The sequence below is a fragment of the Geobacter sp. AOG2 genome, from assembly GCF_019972295.1.
In the GTDB taxonomy this organism is placed as follows: Bacteria; Desulfobacterota; Desulfuromonadia; order Geobacterales; family Pseudopelobacteraceae; genus Oryzomonas.
Genome location: NZ_BLJA01000001.1, coordinates 1,997,555 through 2,012,330, shown reverse-complemented (window position 1 = coordinate 2,012,330; position 14,776 = coordinate 1,997,555). Strand labels below are relative to the sequence as shown.

12 protein-coding genes are annotated in these 14,776 nt (G+C 57.8%); 8 read left to right on the top strand and 4 right to left on the bottom strand.

Annotated elements, in window-relative coordinates:
* The first annotated feature begins 158 nt into the window (after positions 1-158).
* From infA to epmA, 3 genes are all read left to right on the top strand, one after another.
* Complete coding sequence (infA, locus tag LDN12_RS09080) at positions 159-377, top strand: translation initiation factor IF-1 (RefSeq protein WP_223922353.1); 219 nt, start codon at positions 159-161, stop codon at positions 375-377.
* 92 nt (positions 378-469) lie between these two features.
* On the top strand, positions 470-1,033 hold the full coding sequence (gene efp, locus LDN12_RS09075; protein ID WP_223922352.1) for an elongation factor P: 564 nt from the start codon (positions 470-472) through the stop codon (positions 1,031-1,033).
* Positions 1,034-1,229: 196 nt separating this feature from the next.
* On the top strand, positions 1,230-2,138 hold the full coding sequence (epmA, locus tag LDN12_RS09070; RefSeq protein WP_223922351.1) for an EF-P lysine aminoacylase EpmA: 909 nt from the start codon (positions 1,230-1,232) through the stop codon (positions 2,136-2,138).
* Here the strand turns inward: epmA and LDN12_RS09065 are convergent.
* Entirely contained in the window at positions 2,119-3,156 is a 1,038-nt protein-coding gene (locus LDN12_RS09065) for a KamA family radical SAM protein (RefSeq protein ID WP_223922350.1), read from the bottom strand. The two genes, epmA and LDN12_RS09065, sit on opposite strands and share 20 nt — an antisense overlap.
* 143 nt (positions 3,157-3,299) lie before the next feature.
* On the opposite strand from LDN12_RS09065, the gene LDN12_RS09060 reads away from it, so the two are divergent.
* Positions 3,300-4,976 carry an ExeA family protein gene (locus LDN12_RS09060; RefSeq protein WP_223922349.1) on the top strand — a complete coding sequence of 559 codons (1,677 nt, stop codon included), beginning with the start codon at positions 3,300-3,302 and terminating at the stop codon, positions 4,974-4,976.
* A gap of 12 nt (positions 4,977-4,988) precedes the next feature.
* On the top strand, positions 4,989-5,627 hold the full coding sequence (locus LDN12_RS09055) for a general secretion pathway protein GspB (protein WP_223922348.1): 639 nt from the start codon (positions 4,989-4,991) through the stop codon (positions 5,625-5,627).
* A 6-nt stretch (positions 5,628-5,633) separates the two neighbouring features.
* Here LDN12_RS09055 and pgsA read toward each other — a convergent pair whose 3' ends face one another.
* From pgsA to malQ, 3 genes are read right to left on the bottom strand one after another with little or no spacing between them, the layout of a single operon-like run.
* Complete coding sequence (gene pgsA, locus LDN12_RS09050; RefSeq protein WP_223922347.1) at positions 5,634-6,227, bottom strand: CDP-diacylglycerol--glycerol-3-phosphate 3-phosphatidyltransferase; 594 nt, start codon at positions 6,225-6,227, stop codon at positions 5,634-5,636.
* 4 nt (positions 6,228-6,231) lie between these two features.
* On the bottom strand, positions 6,232-6,858 hold the full coding sequence (locus LDN12_RS09045) for a lytic transglycosylase domain-containing protein (RefSeq protein WP_223922346.1): 627 nt from the start codon (positions 6,856-6,858) through the stop codon (positions 6,232-6,234).
* A 58-nt stretch (positions 6,859-6,916) separates the two neighbouring features.
* Positions 6,917-8,404: a 4-alpha-glucanotransferase gene (malQ, locus tag LDN12_RS09040; RefSeq protein ID WP_223922345.1), complete on the bottom strand. Its 1,488-nt coding sequence runs from the start codon at positions 8,402-8,404 to the stop codon at positions 6,917-6,919.
* A 164-nt stretch (positions 8,405-8,568) separates the two neighbouring features.
* Here malQ and LDN12_RS09035 point away from each other — a divergent pair, with 164 nt between their 5' ends.
* The 3 genes from LDN12_RS09035 (at position 8,569) to clpB (ending at position 14,603) form a co-directional block, all read left to right on the top strand.
* Entirely contained in the window at positions 8,569-10,737 is a 2,169-nt protein-coding gene (locus LDN12_RS09035) for a HEAT repeat domain-containing protein (RefSeq protein WP_223922344.1), read from the top strand.
* Entirely contained in the window at positions 10,727-11,902 is a 1,176-nt protein-coding gene (locus tag LDN12_RS09030; protein ID WP_223922343.1) for an HD-GYP domain-containing protein, read from the top strand. Before LDN12_RS09035 ends, LDN12_RS09030 begins: the two co-directional genes overlap by 11 nt.
* A 91-nt stretch (positions 11,903-11,993) precedes the next feature.
* Positions 11,994-14,603 (top strand): ATP-dependent chaperone ClpB, encoded by a 2,610-nt coding sequence (clpB, locus tag LDN12_RS09025; RefSeq protein ID WP_374045046.1) that lies wholly within the window; start codon positions 11,994-11,996, stop codon positions 14,601-14,603.
* Positions 14,604-14,776: the final 173 nt, after the last annotated feature.

Sequence of the window (14,776 nt, the reverse complement as noted above, 5' to 3'; positions counted from 1 at the left end):
TATTGCGATAGGGCCGCCATGATCCGGGACAGGGTGAGCGGCCGGCTTCACAAACCCGTTTTAGTTGAGCGATCTGCGTAATTAAACTTGCAATTTTGCGTTACTATCAGTAATGTAAGAAAGTTTCACAACCAATGCAATGAGGAGCCCCCTTCGGTATGAGCAAAGAAGAAGCGATTGAAGTAGAAGGAACAGTTATCGAGCCACTGCCCAATGCCATGTTCCGTGTCAAGCTGGAAAACGAACATGTGGTTCTTGCCCATATTTCCGGTAAGATGCGAAAATACTTCATTAAAATTCTTCCCGGCGACAAGGTGACCGTAGAGCTGTCCCCCTACGACCTGAGCCGTGGCCGGATTACCTATCGCGCCAAATAGAATCCCGTACGATCCGGCTGGTACGATAGCCCGTCATCAAGATGGGCTTTGTCGTATCCCGATATCCAATCCAATCAATCAGTGAGGAACGAATGTACACAGTAGCAGATCTGAAAAAAGGGCTGAAAATCACTCTTGACGGCGACCCTTACCTCGTCATCGCCTTCGACTTTACCAAGCCGGGTAAAGGCCAAGCTCTCTATCGCACCAAGATGCGCAACATGATCAATGGGACCATCCTCGACCGTACCTATCGTTCCGGCGAGACCTTCGAGCCGGCCAGCCTGGAAGAGCGCCAGATGGAATACCTCTATAAAGAGGGCACCCACTATACCTTCATGGACCAGCAGACTTACGAACAGGTCGTCATGGAAGAAGATGCCATGGGCGATGCCAAGAACTTCATGCTGGAAAACCTCAAGGTTGACGTCATGCTCTTCGGTGAAAAGGCCATCGGCGTAGCGCTTCCCAATTTCGTCAACCTGCGGGTCATCCAAACGGAGACATGGGCCAAGGGCGACACCAGCGGCAACGATTCCAAACCGGCCACGGTGGAAACCGGCTACGTCCTCAGGGTGCCGCCGTTCATCGAAGAAGGTGAGCTGATCACCATCGACACCCGTACCGGCGAGTATTCAACCCGTGTCAAAGGGTAAAATCGCTGTCCAAAGTTTTAGCTAAGCAACAAAAAAGCCCGCGGCAAGCGGGCTTTTTTGTTGCCCTTTAACAGGTTCAACCCCAAATTTGTACATCCGATGGTAGTTTACTGTGTCAGACATGATCGATTGAGCTTGCTGGGCAGACTATGATAGTCTGCTGTTGTGCCAGATTTTGTCAATAGAGGGATAATTCATGTCATCTTTTCGTCGTGCAAATCTTCACCTGCGCGCCAAGGTACTACAGACAGTCAGGGAGTTTTTCGTTTCTCGCGGGTTCCTGGAGGTTGAAACGCCGTACCGGATCCCGGCCAATGCCCCCGAAGAGTATATCGAGCCCTGTCAGGCAGGTGCCGGTTACCTCCATACCTCGCCGGAACTCTGCATGAAGCGGCTTTTGTGCCGGGGGTACGAGAAGGTCTTCCAGATTTGCCGCTGTTGGCGGGACAACGAACGAGGCAGGCGGCATGTGCCGGAATTCACCATGTTGGAATGGTACCGGGCCGATAGTGATTACTTTGATCTCATGGAAGACTGCCGGGGGTTACTGGAACAGGTGGTACGGACGGTATGCGGGGGAACAACGTTAACCTACCAGGGAAGTGAGATCGGTTTCGGTACCGGCATACGACGGATAACGGTCCGCGAAGCGTTTGCGCGTTTCGGCGGGACCACGGTGGAGGCAGCACTGCAAGACGGCACCTTCGACGAAATCATGGTCACTGCCATAGAACCGGCCTTGCCGCAGGATACGCCGGCCATCTTGATGGATTATCCGGCCGCGCTGGCCGCACTGGCCCGCCTCAAGCCCGGCGACCCGACGGTCGGCGAGAGGTTCGAATTGTATGCCGGCGGCCTGGAGCTTGCCAACGGTTTCAGCGAGCTGAATGATCCCTATGAACAACGGGCACGCTTCATGGAAGCCAATGACCGGCGCTTCCGTACAGGACTCCCTCCCCTCCCCCTTCCGGAGCCGTTTCTGGCCGACCTGGAAAACCTGCCGCCTTCGGCCGGTATCGCCCTGGGCATCGACCGGCTGGTCATGCTCTGTGCCGACGCGGAAAGGATCGACGACGTCATCGCCTTTACGCCGGAGGAGTTGTAATGTCCCGGTAGGCAACCCGCTCGCCCTGGTAGGTGGTCAAAAACACCAGGTCTCCACTCCGTTCCGGCGTATCGGGTAATACCGGTACCTTTCCCTTTCCCCCCGGCAGATCGATCACAAAGTGAGGAACCGCCAAACCCGAGATGTGGCCCCGTAGCGCCTTGATGATCTCGAGGCCGCTGGCCAGGGGAGTACGAAAATGAGCGGTTCCTCTTACCAGGTCCATCTGGTGAAGGTAGTATGGCCGGACCCTGATCTCCAGAAGCCCCGACATCAGTTCACGCATGGTGGCGATGTCGTCGTTTACCCCCTTCAGAAGCACGGTCTGGTTGCCCAGAGGTATGCCGGCGTCGGCCAGCAGGCGGCAGGCCCCGGCGGAAGCCGCGGTGATCTCGGCTGGGTGATTGAAATGGGTGTTGACGTAGAGCGGATGGAAGTGTTTCAGCATGGTGCAGAGTTCCGGCGTCACACGCTCCGGCAGGGTGACCGGAATGCGGGTGCCGATGCGGATCACGGTGACATGGCTGATGGCGCGCAGACGGGTAAGGATGTGGTGAAGCGAGGCATCGTCGAGCATGAGCGGGTCGCCGCCGGAAAGCGTTATATCGCGTATGGCCGGGGTCGCGCCAATGTAGGCCAGGGCTTGGTCCAGCCTCTCGCGGCCAAGGGAGGGATCGCTGCACCCCACGAGACGTTTTCGCATGCAGAAACGGCAATATACCGGGCAGCGGTTCGATACGAGCAGTACGGCCCGGTCGGGATAGCGATGGATCAATCCGGGGACCGGGCTGAGCGAAACCTCGGCAAGCGGGTCGGGAAGCTGGCCGTCATCTTCAAGCTCCCGAACATCGGGAATACACTGTCGCCAGATCGCATCGTCCGGCTCCCGGATGAGACCGGCGTAGGACGAGGACACCAGGAATGGGTAGCGGGCCGCCACTGACTGGATGGCAGGCATTATTTCCTTGTTTATATTTAATTTATCAATAGTTATACTTGAATGGTTGATGTATTTCATGAATTTATACTTTCCGATTGAGGTCGAGTCGATTCGTGGGGGACGGCAATCCGTCTGCATGACCGAATTCTCTTGAAAATAACCATATTATGTGAAATATACAACAGATTAAAATCATCGGTTGCGCAGTGACGGCGGTATCCATGTACACGAAATATTTTGGATTCAAAGAAAAACCATTTACCCTTACGCCCAATCCCCGTTTCATTTTCCTCAGCAAGCACCATAAGGAAGCGTTCGCCCATCTCCTGTACGGTATCAACAGCCATTACGGCTTTATTGAACTGATCGGGGAGGTAGGCACCGGCAAGACCACGGTATTGCGCACCCTTCTGGGGCAGCTTCAGGACAAGAACTATCGTACCGCTCTGATCTTCAACCCCAGCTTGACCGGGGTGGAGTTGCTGCGCAGCATCAACAACGAGTTCGGTATCGACGCCAGCAGCCACTATGCCAATGAACTCCTGGCGGTCCTGAACCGCTTTCTGCTGGAGGAGAACACCAACGGCAGGACCGTTGTCCTGGTTATCGACGAGGCTCAGAACCTCGATCCGGCGACTTTGGAGCAGATTCGCCTCATCTCGAATCTGGAAACCGAGGATGACAAACTGATCCAGATTATCCTTGCCGGACAACCGGAACTGGAGCACCTCCTGTCCAAACCGGAACTGCGCCAGATCAATCAGCGGATCGCCGTTCGCTACCGGCTCAGCCCGATCAGCATGGAAGAAACCCGCGCCTATGTCCGCCATCGCATGGAGGTGGCCGGCGAAAGCGGTGCCGTCTCCTTCAACCGGTACGCCATTAAATACATCTACCTCTATACCCGCGGCGTTCCCCGCATGATCAACATCCTCTGTGACCGGGCGCTCCTGATCGCCTACGGCGACGAGCGCCGCGATATCGGCGCCGGCATCATCAGCCGGGCCATCAGGGAGATCCTCAATCTGCCGCGGAACCGGTTTGCGCTGAAACATGCTGTTGCCATGATCGCCGTTGCCGTTGCGGTGGTGTTTCTCGCATTCATGGTCATGCGCTGGCATCCCGACCGTTTCATGCAGGCCGTCCGCTCTCCCGCCGGCGTGACAGCGGAGCCGTCTAAAGCAAAAACTTCTGTCAAAACAAGCGACTCGTCCGTCAAGGCTGCGCCGTCATCCGCATCGAATAGCCGGCAGCTCTCCGCGGTGGAACAGGAACTCCTTTCCTACGACCAGGCCAGCACCCATCTGCATGCCCTGAACGCCCTCATGGGTCGATGGGGGGCACCGTCCTACGCCACGGCCGGCGTCCGTCTGACGACACCGGACACCTTCGCGCGCCTTGCCGCCAAGGGCGGCTTGCGCCTGACCCTCTTTAAAGGAACGCTGGACGAAGCCATCCGTTTTAATCTCCCCTTCCTGGCGGTTACCAGGGTATCGGGCGATCTGGGTCCCTACTGCCTTGCCGTGACGGCGGTCCGAGACGATTCCGCGACGGTTTCCCCCGCCCTGTTCGGCAAAAGCGTCCTTGATAAAAAGGAGTTGGCTTCGCTGGTAAACGGAACCTTCTACCTGGTTTGGAAAAACGTCGGCCGTATTCCGGTCACCATCACACCCGGAGAACGGCGGAACGAGATCGGCACCCTGCAACGACTCCTCAGGCAGGCCGGACCGTACCACGGTCCCTTCGACGGAATCTACGGCGGCGCAACCGAGGCGGCTGTGCGGGAGTTCCAGCGTTCTCGCGGCATTGCCGAGGATGACATGGTGGGCGAACAGACCTTGGCTGCGCTTGTATCGTACGACAGGAGCGCCAGGATTCCATCCCTTACCGGGAATTGATGCGGTGAACAGATGAGTTCCATTCTCAAGGCTCTTAAAAAACTGGAAGCGGAAAAAACGGCCCATACGCCGGATGCCCTCAGGATCGATACCGAGATCCTGCGTGGCTCAGGCCCGTCCCGCTTTCCCTATCGCAATGTTGCGCTGTTGGCGGTGCTGTTTTTCGTATGCGGTTCTGCGTTCACGTACCTGTATGTGAAACGCGGGGCTCATCCGTCCGGCAACCGTACCGGCGCCCCGCCGCCCCAGGCGATGCAGAATCCCCCGGCACCGGGTGAGAGGTCTCGAATACAGATTCCCGCAGAAGACGGCAACGCTCCGAGCATGCAGGTCGAGCCGTTGCGCCGCCCCGCGCCGCATGTAAAGCCCCGCAGGCATGCCCGCCCCGCTACACCGGCCGTGGCGCCGCCGAAGCCGGCTGCCGTGCCCACACCGGTTCAGGCAGCGCCGGCCAAACACATACCCACCCTCAGGGTGGACGGCATCGCCTACCATATCGGCAGTGCCGACAGTCTTGCCGTGGTCAACGGAACTACGGTATATGCGGGAGCGGTTGTCGATGGGGTAAAGGTTGAAAATATCGGGAAGGATCGGATCAGGTTCAACTATGAAGGGGAAAGGTTTGAAATCCCCTTGGGCAAGTCCAATTGATTTACGTCAGCGTACTATCACCTTGACGAACTTTACCAGATAATCCACACCCGACCAGATGGTCAACAGGGTTGCGATCCAGAGATAAAACATCCCCACATTATGCATGTTGACATGCACCAGCGGATTGTCGATCCCAAATAGCCAGTTGTAATCGTAATGCAGTATCAACCCCAGAATGGCGACAATCTGGAAGATCGTCTTGAATTTGCCCAGATCGCTGGCTGGAATGACGATCCCCTCGCTCGACGCAATCCCCCGTAGCCCGGTAATAATAATCTCACGACCCAGAACCACCAGCACCATCCATGCAGGGACCCTCCCAAAGGGGAGGATCATGATCAAGGCTGCCATCACGATCAGCTTGTCGGCGATCGGATCGAGAAACTTGCCGAAAACCGTAACAATCCCCATGCGCCGCGCCAGGTAACCGTCGAGCCAGTCGGTGATGGACGCCAGGGCAAAAACCGCCGCCGCCCAGAAGCCTGCCGACTGTGTAGGCGAAAGGAGCAGGAACGCCATGAGCGGTATGGCGGCGATCCGCAGCATGGTCAGCATATTGGGCAGATTGAGAATGGGATGGGAATTGGGCGTCGTCATGGGTTCAGTTGGCCTGATAGGATTGCATGTAGGATAATACCCGGTTGACATAGGTGCGGGTCTCTGCGTACGGAGGAATGCCCCCGAATTTGGCTACCTTGTTGAGCCCGGCATTATAGGCGGCCACAGCCAGGGAAACGTCGCCGCGGAACGTATCCAACAGAAAGCGGAGGTATTTCACCCCTCCCTCAACATTGTCCTTGGGATCGAAGCTGTTGCTGACCTTGAGCGATCGTGCGGTGCCCGGCATGAGTTGCATCAGTCCGCTGGCCCCCTTCCGGGAAACGGCGTTGGGATTGTAACCGGACTCGGCATGGATGACCGCCTTGATCAGACACTGGCTGACCCCGTACTTGTCCGAACAGGTCTTGATGATCTGGTCGTATTCCGCGGGGTTGACCGAGGCGGCGAATTTCAATCGCGTACGCAATTGCCGGTCTTTTTTGAGGTCGCGCATGAAAATCTTGAAGCGCTTGTCCGTCGGCGCATCGGTAAAGTGGACGATTCCTTCCGAATCTTCATAGCGGTAGATATCGGCATGGACGGCCCCGGTCGCGCCCCATGCGATCCACAGGCCCGCCAGTACCGCGAGAGCAACCTTCTTGTTGCTGATGATCCGGTCCCGTTGCATAGTTTTACATAATCCCAAATAAGAATGAATAGTTCAAGAACAAATACGCGTCCTGCGCTTACCCGTGGCGCCTGCCGTAGCGTTCCAGCCGGTCGTTCATCTCGCCGGCCAGTCCCCGATGGACCATATCCCAGGAAAAACGCCACTCCCAATTTCCAAACGCCGTACCCGGAAGGTTCATGCGGGCTGTGCCGGGCAGGGCCAGGATATCCTGAAACGGTATGACAACCGTGTGAGCAACGGACATCAGGGCGGTCCGGATGACATCGGCAACAATATCGCGCCCGTTCGATCCGATGTAATTCCGCACCAGACTGCGGCGGTGTTCATCCTGACCGGTATACCAGCCCAGCGTGGTGTCGTTGTCGTGCGTGCCGGTATAGACCACGCAGTTTCTGACGTGATTGTGGGGCAGGTAGGGATTGTCCGGGCCGGAATCAAAGGCAAACTGCAGGATCTTCATGCCGGGAAAGCCGAACCGGTCGCGCAGGGCCTCCACCTCAGGGGTGATGACCCCCAGATCTTCGGCGATGATCGGCAGGTCCCCAAGGGCGGAACGGACGGCCTCGAACAAGCGGCCTCCCGGCGCAACCTCCCACCGCCCCCGTTCTGCGGTCGGCTCATTGGCCGGTACCTGCCAGGCCGCCTCAAAACCGCGGAAGTGATCGATGCGGACGCAGTCGAACAGCGTGAAAGCCTGGCGGAAGCGTTCGGTCCACCAGGTAAACCCCTGATCCTCCAACCTTTTCCAATTGTAGAGCGGATTTCCCCACAACTGACCGGTCTTGCTGAAATAATCGGGCGGAACGCCGGCCACGGCGGTTGGCTTGCCCTGGTCGTCCAACAGAAAGAGGTCGCGGTTACGCCAGACATCGGCCGAGTCATAGGCCACAAAGATCGGGATATCGCCGATGAACGAAATCCCACGGCTGGCGGCATAGTCCCGCAGAGATTGCCATTGACGGGAAAACTGCCACTGCAGATATTTCTGCGCTCCGATCTCGGGCCCCAGTTTGACCGAGGCCTTTTCGTAGGTTTCCTCCGTTAAGAGCGCCGCTTCCCGAGGCCATTTCTGCCAGCTCTTTCCCTTGTAATGCTGTTTGAGCGCCATGAAGAGCGCAAAATCGTGAAGCCAGGGCGTCGTGTTGCAAAAATGCCAGAACTCTTCTCTCCGAGAGCCTTTTTCGACGGTAAGGAAGGTTGCGGCAGCTTGGTGAAGCAGGTTGGATTTCAGATCGGAGACAGCGCCATAGTCAACCCGCTCTTCGGAAAAACGGCCTCCATACACCTCAAGCGGCAGGTCGCCTTCTTCGGCAAGCTGGTGGAGGTCTATCAAAAGCGGGTTGCCGGCAAAGGCCGACAAGGCGGAATAAGGCGAGTTGCCGCAGGCGGGCGGGGTCAGGGGAAGCAGTTGCCAGTGGCGCATCCCCATGGCAGACAAGAGATCAACAAACCTTCGCGCATGGTCTCCCAACGTGCCGATGCCGTCGTGTCCTGGAAGCGATGATGGATGGAGTAAAACCCCGCAACTCCGTGCCTTCAGCATGATTGCCTCCTGAAGCGTGGTTTCTGCAATAAAACACATACAACTGAAGTTTGCAAATAAAATCAATATTTTGACAAACATTAAAATATGATTCAATTATTAATTCCTTTGGAGTATAGTCCTCAAAATCCTCAACATTTCAATAACATCTTTTCCATGGCCCCATGAACAAGCAACCCTTGGACATACCGACCGGCGCTATCGATACCAGGCTACTGGCGTCCCTGATCATCGAGCTCAATATTTCGCGCCGTCATTTCAAGGCGTATCCTGCCGGACATCCCGTCATCGATGCCTCCCTGAACAAGGTTATCGCGCTTTATGCAAGGCTTATGGAGGCGCATGACGAAATTATCATTGCCACCACAAAAAATGCCCTGCTGGTGGAAAACGCTTCCCTCGACGAAGCTAATCTCGTTTTTCGCGATTTTGCCGGCGTACTTTTCGAGCACGGCATCGGCGCGCTGGTTCTGCGGAAATATCTGACCGTCGAAGAGCTCAGGAGCTTCAACCTGATCCTGGGACTCAAACGTGAGGAGGTCAACGACCAGGGGGGGATCGAAAAAGTCTGGGAACAGTCACGCATCGGTGCCATTGGGATCCGCGCCATCCGGTATGACCTGTTCAGCACCACCGAAGACGACGTGCCGGCCGGTTCCGCGAAGACGGAACCATCCGGCGCAGGGCTCTGGGAACGTTTTGCCCGGGGGGTGCTGGATGGCTCCCTGTGGGCTGGGACCGGCGACGACTCAGGCATCGGTCCCAAGCAGTTGGCCCAGGCCTTCAACCGCCGTTACCGCGAATCATCCGCCGGTGAAGAGAATGAGTACATTGACGTTTTTGCCGATCTACTTGATCATGAGGAGAGCGACCTGGCAGACGGCGGCAACCGGCAGACTCCCGGCAGCCAGATTGCAACCTTTGTGGCGAACCTGGATCCCGGACTTCGCAGCAGGTTGTTATCCAAGACCTTCACTACCGACGAACTGAGTAATAACACGGCGTTCGAAGAGATCATCGGCCACATGCCGCACCATGTGATCGAGGGCATACTGGATGATATAGACAATAACAACATCAATGTTCCGCCCGCCATCGTGGCGATCTTGCGGGGTTTTCCCCAGCAAACGGCCAGGGGAACGCACGGCTCGGTGACCTTGGCCCAATTGGCCGGTGCGGATGCGCAGGAAAAACTGCGTATGATGTTCAGCGAACATGCCGCGGAGGAACAGGCTGCAGAAGAGAGCCCACCTGCGGCAAAACGCCATCCCCCTCCGCCGTCCCGGCAGGAATTGGAGCTTTTGCGGGAAACCATGCAGCCCGGCTGGCTGGAAAGCCATGTGGGCGAGATAATCCTGCGCCTGGCAATAACCGGGGACGATCCGACGGAAACGGAAAACCTGGCCCGGAACCTGGGGGATATGTGCGGCTACCTGCTCCAGACCGGCGACTACCACCAACTGCTGGGCATCATTGAACAGACGACCACCCCTCCCCTCCCTCCCCTCTTCCGTGATCTCCTTTGGGAGCGGTTCAGCCGCCGCGATTTCCTGGATGAGATTTTGAACGGCCTGACCACCTGGGGCAAGAGCCGCTTTGACGATATCCGTCTGTTGGTCGAGACGATCGGGACCCCGTTCATCGAGCCGCTCCTGGACAGTCTGGCCGTGGAAGAAAGCATGTCTTTGCGCCGCTTCATGATGGATTGCCTCCTTGAATTCGGCCCGGCCGCCAAGGAACCGATCCTGGCGCGCCTTGACGACCAGCCGTGGTATTATCTGCGCAACCTTCTCATCATGCTGCGCTCGCTGGACGACCCTGAGATCATCCCTCACATCAGGCCACTGGTCATGAACAGGAATGCCAAGGTCCGGCAGGATGCCTTGCGCACGCTGCTTTCCTATAACGATCCGATTGCTGAACGCCAGATCCTGCGGGATTTGGAAAACAGCGACAAGGAAGTCCGGCTGGCGGCCATCGGCATGGCCGAGAAGAGCCAATCCACCGATGTCTTCAAAAAGCTTCTGGCAATTGTCACCAAAAGCGGCCTCTCGCCGTTGGATGTGGAGCTGAAAAGTACCGCCATCCAGTCCCTGAAAGAGATCGGGCGGGAGGAGGCGCTGCCCGAACTGCTCAAGATACTGGGTTCCATGAACCTGATCCGCGCCAAGGCGTTGAACCGGCTCAAGCTGGAGATCGTCCGTTCCCTTGAAGGATATCCCGCGAAAAGCGCCGTGCCGATCCTGGAAAAGATTGCCAGGGGCAATGACGAACTGGCGCAACAGGCAGAAGAATCGTTGCGTGCAGTGAGGATGAAGTCACATGGGCAGTGAAAACTTCATCATACAGGAATCCATCCGGTCGTTGCTCTCGGCAACGGCAAATGCCGCACTTTACTCCATGGGGCACCCCCAGGTGGCCCGCCTGGCCGAGGCGGCCTATAAAGGTATCGGCGCCGCTCTCGCCGTCTCGCGGCAGATATCATTGACGGTTATCGAGAGTGAGCTGATCATCAACGGCGAACCTCCCTCCAACAGTCTCTCCCTGAACCGTTTTGCCGAGGTACTCACATCCAGGGGCATCGGCTACGTGAAGTTCATGGAGGGGCTTGACCGGGAAGAGGTTATTGCTCTCATTGCCGGGCTGGCCATCCAGGAAAGCGAAAAAGCCACGCTCGGTCCCAGCGAGCATATCCGGCTCGGTCGCGTGGAACTCCGGGAGGAAAGCGGCAACGAATATTCCGTCGATTCCCCCATCTCCAGTGGTGACGGCGCTCCGCACCCGCGCCGGATGTCCTTGCGGGAGATGCCTGCTGAAGAGTTGGTCCGCTTTACGGAGATCTATGAGGCGCTCAAACGAAAGCAGAAGATGAAGGTTGCCGGTATCTCCGATATCGTTTCCGGCTTTATCGCCGCCTTACAGCAGGAGGGAGAATCCCGACTGGTTGGGGCAACCATGCACAGCGACGAGGAGTATGCCTTCACCCATTCCGCCAATGTCTGTATCCTCAACCTGGCCCAGGCCGCGTCGCTTGGCATTGAAGGGCAGATGCTGCACGACATCGGCATCGCCGCCATGTTGCACGATATCGGCAAGCTCTTCATTCCCGAAGAGATCCTCATCAAAAAGAGCAAACTGACGCCTCGTGAGTTTGACCTTATGAAGGAGCACCCGGTGCGGGGCGCCCGCCACCTTCTGGAGATTCCCGGCGTTCCCCGGCTGGCTGTGGTGACCGCTTACGAGCACCACATGAAATACGATCTTTCCGGCTACCCCCGGGCACCCGAGGGATGGCGCCTCAACCTGTGCAGCCAGATCACCATGATTTCCGACTTCTTCGACGCCATGCGGACACCGCGCCCCTACCGCAAACCAATGGACCTGCGAATCATCGTCAAACGGATACTGGACTCGTCCGGGAGCGATTTCCACCCCTTGCTGGCGCGGAATTTTCTGAACATACTCAAGCGCATGGTTGACGCGCGCCGCTCCCGATAATCCCCCCTCCCTTCTTGACATTCCCCGCTGTCGTGCTTACCTAACATAGTGTAGAGCGATAACATCATATTTCATCCAGAAGGAAAGAATTATGGACTTCAACCGTCTGACGCAAAAATCCCAGGAGGCTTTTGCAGAGGCTCAGAACAAGGCCGTAACCTGCGGCCATGTGGAGGTGGATGGCGAACATCTGCTCTGGGCATTGCTGGAGCAGCAGGATGGCTTGGTGCCGCGCCTGTTGACCAGGATGGATATCCGGCCGGAAATGATCAGGAACGAGGTCGAGGCGGAACTGGACCGGCGCCCGCATGTCTCGGGCCCCGGAGCCGAGCCGGGCAAGATCTACGTCTCCCAGCGGCTGTCGCGCCTCCTGGTGGCCGGCGAGCACGAGGCCAAGCGGCTCAAGGACGAGTATGTGTCGGTGGAGCACCTGTTCATGGCACTACTGGGCGAAGGGGACAAATTCCCCTCAGGCCGGATACTCAAGCAGGCCGGCATAGACCGGGAAAAATTCCTCAAGACCCTGACCGACGTGCGGGGCAACCAGCGGGTAACCTCCGCCAACCCGGAGGCCAGTTACGAGGCCCTGGAGAAGTACGGCCGTGATCTGGTCAAGATGGCCAGGACCGACAAGCTCGATCCGGTCATCGGCCGGGACGAGGACATCCGCCGGGTGATCCGCATCCTGTCGCGCAAGACCAAGAACAACCCGGTGCTGATCGGCGAGCCGGGGGTCGGCAAAACCGCCATCGTGGAGGGTCTGGCCCAGCGTATCGTGCGGGGCGACGTGCCTGAAGGACTCAAGGACAAGACCGTCTTTGCCCTGGATATGGGTTCCCTGGTGGCCGGTGCCAAATACCGCGGCGAGTTCGAGGAGCGTCTCAAGGCGGTCCTGAACGAGGTCAAGGAAGCCGAGGGACGCATCATCCTCTTTATCGACGAACTGCACACCATCGTGGGAGCCGGCAAGGCCGAAGGCGCCATGGACGCCGGCAACATGCTGAAACCGATGCTGGCCAGGGGCGAGCTGCACTGCATCGGCGCCACGACCCTCGACGAGTACCGCCAGCATATCGAGAAGGATGCCGCACTGGAGCGCCGCTTCCAGCCGGTTTTAGTGGAACAGCCCTCGGTGGAGGACACGGTTTCCATCCTGCGGGGACTCAGGGAACGATTCGAGGTGCACCACGGCGTCAAGATCCAGGATAACGCCCTGGTGGCGGCCGCCACCCTCTCCAACCGCTACATCACCGAGCGGTTCCTGCCGGACAAGGCAATCGACCTGGTGGACGAGGCCTGCGCCATGTTGCGTACCGAGATCGATTCGCTTCCATCCGAGTTGGACGCCATATCCCGGCGGGTCATGCAACTGGAGATTGAGGAACAAGCTCTGAAGAAGGAGAAGGACCCGGCCAGCCGGGAACGGCTGGAGGCGCTCCGTAAGGATCTGGCTTCGGACCGGGAGAAGGCCACTGCCATGCGGGCCCGCTACGATACGGAAAAAGTGGCCATCCAGCGCGTCCAGGGGCTCAGGGAGCAGATCGAGAAGACCCGCCGCGACATCGAGCAGGCCGAGCGTTCCTACAACCTGGAACAGGCCTCCAAGCTCAAATACTCCGAGCTGCCGGGCCTGGAGACCGCACTGAAGAACGAGGAGGCGGCCCTGAACGAAAAACAGGGGGGTCAGAAGCTCTTGCGGGAAGAGGTCACCGAGGACGAGATCGCCGAGATCGTGGCCCACTGGACCGGCATTCCAGTGACGAGGCTGGTGGAGGGGGAACGGGACAAACTGCTGCGCCTGGAGGATATTCTGCATCAGCGGGTGGTGGGACAGGACGAGGCGGTCCGGCTGGTGACGGATGCCGTGCTGCGCGCCCGTTCCGGCATCAAGGACCCGCGGCGGCCCATCGGTTCGTTCATCTTCCTGGGACCAACCGGGGTCGGCAAGACCGAGCTTGCCCGCACCCTGGCCGCGGCCCTGTTCGACTCGGAAGACAATATGGTTCGAATCGACATGTCGGAATACATGGAGAAGTTTGCCGTGTCGCGCCTGATCGGCGCACCTCCCGGTTATGTGGGCTATGAGGAGGGAGGGCAGTTGAGCGAGGCGGTGCGGCGCAAGCCCTACAGTGTCCTTCTCTTCGACGAGATCGAGAAGGCCCATCCCGATGTGTTCAACATCCTGCTCCAGATTCTGGACGACGGCCGGGTTACCGACAGCCACGGCCGCACGGTCAGCTTCAAGAACACAGTCATCATCATGACCTCCAACATCGGCGCCCCCCATCTGCTGGAGGGGATCACCCCGGATGGAGATATCCGGGAGGACGCCCGCAAAGCGGTCATGAACGAATTACGCGCCAGTTTCCGGCCCGAATTCCTGAACCGGGTGGATGATATCGTGCTCTTCAAGCCGCTGCACCTGGACGAGGTGGTGCGTATCGCCGACCTGCTGACAGAGCAGTTAAAGGAACGGCTGAAAGATCGCCACATAAATCTTGAAATATCCGACGAAGCAAAACGCTTCATCGCCCAGGCCGGTTACGATCCGGTCTACGGCGCCCGTCCGCTTAAACGTTATTTGCAACGGGAGTTGGAGACCCGCGTGGCACGGGCCATTATTGCCGGAAATGTGGCGGAGGGGAGTGAGTTGCGCGTGGAACTCAAGGATGGGGCGTTGGTGGTACATGGGGGAAATTAAGCAGATGCCAATAAGGCAGCAACCTGCTTATTACCCCCTCAATTGTTGGATTTCCCCGTGTTGCCTCCGATCAAAGCTTCATCCGCTATATCACGTATGGCGTACAGAGGACGGGGCTTTGGAACGACGGGTTCAGGATCCATATACACAAAAAAATTTTAGTTAAACCAACT